Origin of the sequence: Streptomyces sp. NPDC126499 (genome assembly GCF_040302485.1) — a bacterium.
Taxonomy (GTDB): Bacteria; Actinomycetota; Actinomycetes; order Streptomycetales; family Streptomycetaceae; genus Streptomyces.
Map to the genome: position 1 here is coordinate 126,655 of NZ_JBEOUO010000018.1, position 7,053 is coordinate 133,707.

Here is a 7,053-nt window from a genome sequence, read left to right on the forward strand (position 1 = left end):
GCAGAACCCACAGACCCCAGACCCGCGCAACCACACAACCCGCAGAACCACACAACCTGCGGACCGCAGAACCGCAGAACCGCAGAACCCGCAACAAGGAGTACGGATCATGCGAAAACGCACCGCCCCCTCCCCCCGACCCATACCTGTCGTCCATGACGTCCTGACCCAGGGAGGCCCGGCGTGTGCGGCCTGAGCGGAGAGATCCGCTTCGACGGTGAGCGGCCCGACCTGGCCGCCGTGGAACGTATGACCGACCGCCTGGCGGCCCGCGGTCCCGACGGCAAGGGCCTGTGGTCCAGGGGAGCCGTCGCCCTCGGCCACCGGCGGCTGAAGATCATCGACCTTTCGGACCGCGCGGCCCAGCCGATGACCGACGAGGAGGCGGGTCTCACCTGCGTCTTCAACGGCTGCGTCTACAACTACGAGGAGCTGCGCGAGGAGCTGCGCCGGCTCGGGCACCGCTTCACCACCACCTCGGACACCGAGGTCGTGCTCAGGGCGTACCGCGCCTGGGGCACGGACTTCGTGCGGCACTTCGTCGGCATGTTCGCGGTGGCGATCGTGGAGCACGCCACCGGACGGGTGGTGCTCGCCCGTGACCGGCTGGGCATCAAGCCGCTCTACCTGGCCGAGCGGCCGGGACGGCTGCGGTTCGCCTCCACGCTGCCCGCCCTGCTCGCGGGCGGCGGGGTGGACACCTCGCTCGACCCGGTCGCCGTGCACCACTACATGAGCTGGCAGTCGACGGTCCCCTCCCCGCACACCGTCCTCACCGGCGTGCGCAAGCTCCCGCCCGCCACCGTGCGGGTGGTGGAACCGGACGGCACCCATGAGGACCACCGCTACTGGCAGCCCTCCTACACCCGGCGCGCCGAACACGCCGGAATGGACGCGGAGGACTGGCGGGACGCCGTCCTCGACGCGCTGCGCACCGCCGTCCGCCGCCGCATGGTGGCCGACGTGCCGGTCGGGGTGCTGCTCTCCGGCGGACTGGACTCCAGCGTCATCGTCGCCCTGCTCGCCGAGGAGGGGCAGAAGGACCTGGCCACCTTCAGCGTCGGGTTCGACTCGGAGGGCGACGAGGAGGGGGACGAGTTCTTCTACTCGGACCGGGTGGCGCGGCTCTTCGGCACCGACCACCACCAGTTGATGGTGCCGTCGGACCGGGTGTCCACCGCCCTGGACGGGGCCGTGGCCGCCATGAGCGAGCCGATGACGAGCCACGACGTCGTCGCCTTCCACCTCCTGTCGGAGCTGGTCTCCAAGGAGGTCAGCGTCGTGCAGAGCGGCCAGGGTGCCGACGAGGTCTTCGCCGGCTACCACTGGCACCCGGCCATGGCCGAGGTCTCCCGCGATCAGGCGCCCGAGCGGTACGCCGACGTCTACTCCGACCGGCCGCACGCGGACCTGGAGAAGATCCTGCAGCCGGGGATGCTGGCCGACGGCGACCCGTCCCGGGAGTACATCCGCAGGCACATGGCCGCGCCCGGAGCCGAGACCGCGCTCGACGCCGCCCTGCGCACCGAGGCCCATGTGATGCTCGTCGACGACCCGGTCAAGCGCGTCGACAACATGACCATGGACTGGGGTCTGGAGGCCCGGGTGCCGTTCCTCGACCACGAACTGGTCGAGCTCGCGGCGGCCTGCCCGCCCGGTCTGAAGCTCGCCCAGGGCGGCAAGGGCGTCCTGAAGGACGTGGGACGCACGGTGCTGCCGGTGGACATCGTCGACCGGCCGAAGGGCTACTTCCCCGTACCGGCCATCCGCCGCATGGCGCCCCCGGTCCTGGAGCGGGTGCGCGAGGCACTGAACGCTCCCGCCGCGCGCGGACGCGGGCTCTTCCGGGAGGAGTACGTCGCCGCGCTCCTCGACGCCCCGGACGACCACCGTACGAACCGAGGGGCCAACGCCCTGTGGCAGGTAGCGTTGCTGGAGATATGGCTGCAGACGCACGGCATCGACTGACCGCCGAGAGCCCGGCGGCGGCTCCCGCGACGCAACTGCTGGCCGCCGCCGCCGGCCCCCAGGACGCCTCCAGGGGACTGACCGCGCACGCCTGCTGGTATCCGGCGGTGGACCCCGGTGGTGAGCGGGCGGCCTTCATCTGTGACCGCGGCGGCGTGCCGCAGCTCTGGGTGGGCGCGGTGGACGGCGAGGACGCACACCTGCTGGACGCCGGGCCGGACCATGTCACCGAGGTGTCCTGGTCGCCGGACGGCCAGTGGATCGCGTACACCGTCGCGCCCGGCGGCAGCGGCCACACCCGGGTGCTGTGCGTCCGCCCGGACGGCTCGGACCGCCGGATCATGTCCGGCGCCGACCCCGACTCCTCGGCCTATCTGGGCTGCTGGACCAGGGACGGCGCGGGGCTGGCGGTCACCATCGCCGAGCCGGTGGCCGACCGGCCGGACCTGCTGGCCCTGGCCGAGCGGCCCGCGGGCTGGACGGAGCGGGACGGGCACGCCGTCCTCCTCGGCGCCGGGGCGCACGGCGACGCGGACGGCGGTCCCCCGGTCCACGACCGGCTCACCGCCTACCTCCTCGATCCGGCGGGGACCACCGCCCCCGTCCTCCTGGCCGACGAGACCGAGGCGGCGACGCTGCGGGTGTGCGACGTCAGCCCTGACGGGCGCCTCGCCCTGCTGCGCCGCGGTCCGCGCGGCGGACGCGAGGCGGTGGTGGTCCGGCTGTCCGACCGGACCGCCGTCTGCGCGCTGCCGGTGGCCGACGGGGACCCGTGGATCGGCCGCTTCTCGCCGGACGGCCGTACGGTGTGGCTGCGCAGCGACCACCAGCGGGAGTTCGCGGCGCTGCTCGCGCTGGACCTCGACGAGACGGGGGCCCGGACCGGTCTTCGCGTGGTCGCCGAACGGCACGGCTGTGACCTGGAGCTGCTCGCCTTCGTGGAGAACGGCCGGCGTGCCGCGCTGTCGTGGAACGTCCGGGGCACCAGTGAACTCCAGACGCTGCCGCTGGACGGCGCGGGCACGGTGCCGCCCGCGCCCCGCGCGGTGGAGCTGGCGCACGAGGTGGTCACCCGCGTCACGCCGGCCGGGCCGTACGGGATGCTGGTCGCCCTGTCGGGATCCCAGCGCAGGCCCGGGGTCTGGCACGTGCCGGACACGGGTGCCGCCGTGCGGACGCCGTGGTCGGCGCGGGACGCCGAGACCGTGCCCCCGGGGCCTCCCCCCGTACGGCCGGTGCCCCTGCGTCCGACGGCCCGTGACGGGCTGCTCCTGGGCGGCTGGTACCACCGGGCGCCCGGCCGCCGACCCGGCGAGGCGGCGCCGTGCGTGCTCCACCTGCACGGCGGTCCCGAGGAGCAGGAGCGTCCGGTGTTCGCCCCGCTCTACCACGAACTGCTGGGCCGGGGCCTCGACGTCTTCGCGCCGGACGTCCGGGGCTCCTCGGGCTGGGGGCGGTCCTTCCGCGACGCCGACCTCGGCGAGGGGCGCTTCGCGGCGATCGACGACGTGGCCGACTGCGCGGCCCACGTGATCGAGGCCGGTCTCGCCGACCCGCGCCGCCTCGCCGTCATGGGCCACTCGTACGGCGGCTACCTCACGCTCGCCTCCCTCGTGTGGCACCCGGAGCTGTTCCGTACGGGCGTCACCGTCTGCGGGATGTCGGACTTCGGCACCTTCTTCGCGGGGACCGAGCCGTGGCTGGCGAAGTCGGCGGCCCACAAGTACGGCCACCCCGAACGGGACAGGGCCCTGCTCCACGCCCTGTCGCCGATGAGCCGCATCGACGCCCTGCGCGTCCCGCTGCTCGCGGTGCACGGCGAGCACGACACCAACGTCCCGCCGCGCGAGTCCGAGCAGATCGTCCACGCGGCCCGCGAACGCGGCCTGGAGGCCGAGCTGCTCCTCCTGCACGAGGAGGGCCACGACTTCCGCCGCGCGGAGAGCCGCCGCCTCTTCCGGCGGACCGCCGCGGACTGGCTCCAGCGCTGGCTCACCGCCTGAGCCCTGCCGGGCGGGGCCGCTCCCTGCCCGGCAGGCCGCCAGGGCGGTGCAACGCGCCGTCAGGCCCAGGTCTGGGCGAGGGAGTAGAGGTTGCGTTCGGTGCCGGATCCGACGGTGAAGGCGTGCAGGAGGTTGTCGTGGTCGGCGATCGGGACGGGGATGTCGATGCCGCCCGCGAGGGAGGAGAAGGTGCTGTAGGCGGTGCCGTTCTCCTCGGTCTGCACCGTCAGCCACAGGGCCTTGTCGGTGCCGGTGACGAACACGTTGAGCCGTCCGTCCTGGCCCAGCGCGGCGGTGGGCCGGTTCAGGAGCGAGCCGCCGACGGAGGCGGGGTCCCCGAAGGACTGGTGGTCGTCGCCCTGGCCGACCCGCCACAGGGCGTTGTCGCTGCCGCGGTAGAAGATCTGCGCCCGGCCGGCGGCGTCGGCCACGGCGGCGGGGCGCGAGGCGACACCGGCGGTGCGGCGTTCGAAGTCGCCGAAGCCGGTGGAGTTCTCCGTCTTCTGCTGGACGGTGTAGAGGGTGTCGTTGGCGCCCTTGACGGCGACCACCAGGCGGCCGGAGCCGTCCAGGACGGGTGAGGGGGTGGCGTGGATGTCGCCGCCGAGGGAGGTCACCTGCGTGTACTGCTCGTACCGCAGGTCCTGGTTGCGGGTGTGGAACAGGGCGCCGTCGGCACCTCGGTAGAAGACGTGGATGCGGCCGTCCGCGTCCAGTGCGGCGGCCGGGTCGCCGCCGAGGCCGGTCGCCAGCGTACGGGCGGCGCCGTACGTACCGTTGATCCTGTCCTGGGTGACGACCTGCAGTTCGTCGCCCGGCGTGCGGTAGAAGACGCGGACCTTGCCGTCCTTGCCCCTGATGGGGGCCGGTACGCCGGCGACCGCGGAGCCCTCGTGGTGGGCCCAGTCCCCCCAGGCCCGCGCCCTGTTCTGCCCGCGGCTCCACAGCGAGTTCCCGGCGCCCTGGACGAACACGCGGACGCGGTTGTCGGCCTCAAGGACCGGGGCCGGCTCCGAGTAGACGGAGCCGTCCAGCTTCTTCCAGGAGCCCCACTCGGTTCCCGGGGTCGTGGAGACGGCCATGCGGTTTCCCCTTGTGTAGAACGATGCGGCGCCTCGATGACGCCGCGCTGCCGAAGCGGGGTGTCATGCGCCGCGTACCGCGGACCGTCGGCGTGCCCGGGTCCGCGGGCCGGGCTGAGCACCCTCTGCCCGCGAGTTTGAAGGCCGGGCCGGGGCGGTACCGTGACGAACCGGTCAAACCCGCCGAGCGGGTTTGACCGGCCCGGCACGCCGCCGGCCGGAGCCGCGGCTCGCTGGCCGACGGCTCCGAACCCCGGTCCCCGCCGAACCACCGACCCGCCCGGGCGACCGGATTTCTTCGCCTCTCGCCGTCGTTGCGGGTGAATCGTGACGGCGCCGGATTGACGCGGTGTGTCCGCCTGTCCTCCCACCCCGTCCACCCGGCCGCGGCCCCGCCGGCAACGACGTCGCCGGACCAGGCCGAGAAAAGAGGCCGCCGGCGCGACGGACCGGCATCCCCGCCCCGTAGAGCAGACGGCAGCGACGGGCGACCGGGAGGGGTTGACGGATGGTGAGGCGGTTCGGGGAGCGGCGGGTCCGCAGGGGTGTGGTGGCCGCGGCGATCACGGCGGCGGTGATGGTGACGGTGAGCGGCTCGCAGGCGCCGGGACTCGTGGTGGGGGCCACGGGCGCAGGGGCTGGGGCGGGCAAGGAGTCGGCCGGGCAGGCTCCAGGCGATGGGCACTATCTGACCGAGCTTCCTCCGCTCGCGGTGCGCGGCCCCGTCTCGCCCGCCGTCCGCTCCGTGTTCGTGGCCGACCGTGGCGCCGTTCCGGCCACGGTCTTCGCCGCCTACCGGCGGGCGGAGGCGGCGCTCGCCGCAAGTGCCCCGGGGTGCGCCCTGCGCTGGGAGCTGCTGGCCGCGATCGGGCAGGTGGAGTCCGGCCAGGCGCGCGGTGGAAGGGTGGACGCGGAGGGGACCACCTACTCCCCCATCGTCGGCCCGCAGTTGAACGGCCGGGGCTTCGCCCTGATCCGCGACAGCGACCACGGCGTGTTCGACGGCGACGCGTCGTTCGACCACGCGGTCGGCCCGATGCAGTTCATCCCGTCCACGTGGGCGCGGTGGGGCTCGGACGGCAACGGCGACGGCAGGGCCGACCCGCACAACGTGTACGACGCGGCGCTCGCCGCGGGACGCTATCTGTGCGCGGGCGGCCGCGACCTCTCCCGGCCGGGGGACCTCGACCGCGCGATCCTCTCCTACAACCGGTCCCGGGAGTATCTGAGGGTGGTCCTGTCCTGGTACGGCTACTTCCTGGACGTTTTTGCTTCTTGAACAAGATTATCCTCCTCTTTCCTTTAACTAAAGAAAGTTTGCCCTTTTTACGAAGGTTCCATTCTGGATATAGCTGGAAACCCTGACTGTTAAAGCATATCCAACTTGTCCTTCATTTCCTTCCAGTTTACATCTTCACCGATAAACACTAAATTTAACGGCATTTTCATGTCTTCTCTCATCATTAAAGGCATTCCATAAGAATATTGGAAAAGGTCAGGATACTTATTTTGATGGAATTGTATATATCCTTTAATACGGTAAATGGTATCAGGCAATTCTTTTAAGAATGCCTCAAATTTCTCGGCCGAAATAGTATGCTGAAATGGATAAACAAAAGAACTTAGCTGTAATGTTTGAATCGTTGTTTTAACAGTATCATTTGCAAACTGCATTACCATGCCCTTTAACCTTTGAAAAGGCAGCTTTGAATAGCTTGTTAATAACGTAAAGGCCTGTGGATTTATACTTTGAAGCTCAAATGTAATCCTTGCTTTTTCTTCCTCTGTCAGTTGGTCCTGTTTATTAATTAACAGCATATTCCCGTGCCGAACCTGTTCAATTAGCAGCTGCTGCACGCTTGGACTCATTTTCTTACGATCAAGCCAAAGCTTGCCATCAACTACGGTAATAATCCCTATCATGCATAGCCTATCTGCGAAATATGGAGAAAGGATACTATCCATCGATTCAACCGCATGTGCCGCTCCAGTTCTCTCTA

General features: G+C 70.1%; 5 protein-coding genes. 3 read left to right on the forward strand and 2 right to left on the reverse strand.

Annotated features, from left to right (window positions below):
• The first annotated feature begins 183 nt into the window (after positions 1-183).
• Both ABTZ91_RS25175 and ABTZ91_RS25180 read left to right on the forward strand, forming a co-directional pair.
• On the forward strand, positions 184-1,968 hold the full coding sequence (locus ABTZ91_RS25175) for an N-acetylglutaminylglutamine amidotransferase (RefSeq protein ID WP_352079499.1): 1,785 nt from the start codon (positions 184-186) through the stop codon (positions 1,966-1,968).
• On the forward strand, positions 1,941-3,971 hold the full coding sequence (locus ABTZ91_RS25180) for an alpha/beta fold hydrolase (RefSeq protein WP_352079500.1): 2,031 nt from the start codon (positions 1,941-1,943) through the stop codon (positions 3,969-3,971). The genes ABTZ91_RS25175 and ABTZ91_RS25180 overlap by 28 nt, the downstream gene beginning before the upstream one ends.
• Before the next feature lie 59 nt (positions 3,972-4,030).
• Here ABTZ91_RS25180 and ABTZ91_RS25185 read toward each other — a convergent pair whose 3' ends face one another.
• Positions 4,031-5,053: a hypothetical protein gene (locus ABTZ91_RS25185; RefSeq protein WP_352079501.1), complete on the reverse strand. Its 1,023-nt coding sequence runs from the start codon at positions 5,051-5,053 to the stop codon at positions 4,031-4,033.
• Between the two features lie 508 nt (positions 5,054-5,561).
• On the opposite strand from ABTZ91_RS25185, the gene ABTZ91_RS25190 reads away from it, so the two are divergent.
• Entirely contained in the window at positions 5,562-6,332 is a 771-nt protein-coding gene (locus ABTZ91_RS25190) for a lytic transglycosylase domain-containing protein (RefSeq protein ID WP_352079502.1), read from the forward strand.
• A gap of 89 nt (positions 6,333-6,421) precedes the next feature.
• Here ABTZ91_RS25190 and ABTZ91_RS25195 read toward each other — a convergent pair.
• Positions 6,422-7,053 (reverse strand): GTP-binding protein (locus ABTZ91_RS25195; RefSeq protein WP_352079503.1); only part of this gene is annotated, 632 nt, incomplete at its 5' end.

What these genes read in the sequence shown, in the direction of transcription:
- ABTZ91_RS25180 (WP_352079500.1), top strand. Translation starts at nt 1,941, where the DNA reads ATGGCTGCAGACGCACGGCATCGACTGACCGCCGAGAGCCCGGCGGCG.
- ABTZ91_RS25185 (WP_352079501.1), bottom strand. Translation starts at nt 5,053, where the DNA reads ATGGCCGTCTCCACGACCCCGGGAACCGAGTGGGGCTCCTGGAAGAAG.
- ABTZ91_RS25190 (WP_352079502.1), top strand. Translation starts at nt 5,562, where the DNA reads ATGGTGAGGCGGTTCGGGGAGCGGCGGGTCCGCAGGGGTGTGGTGGCC.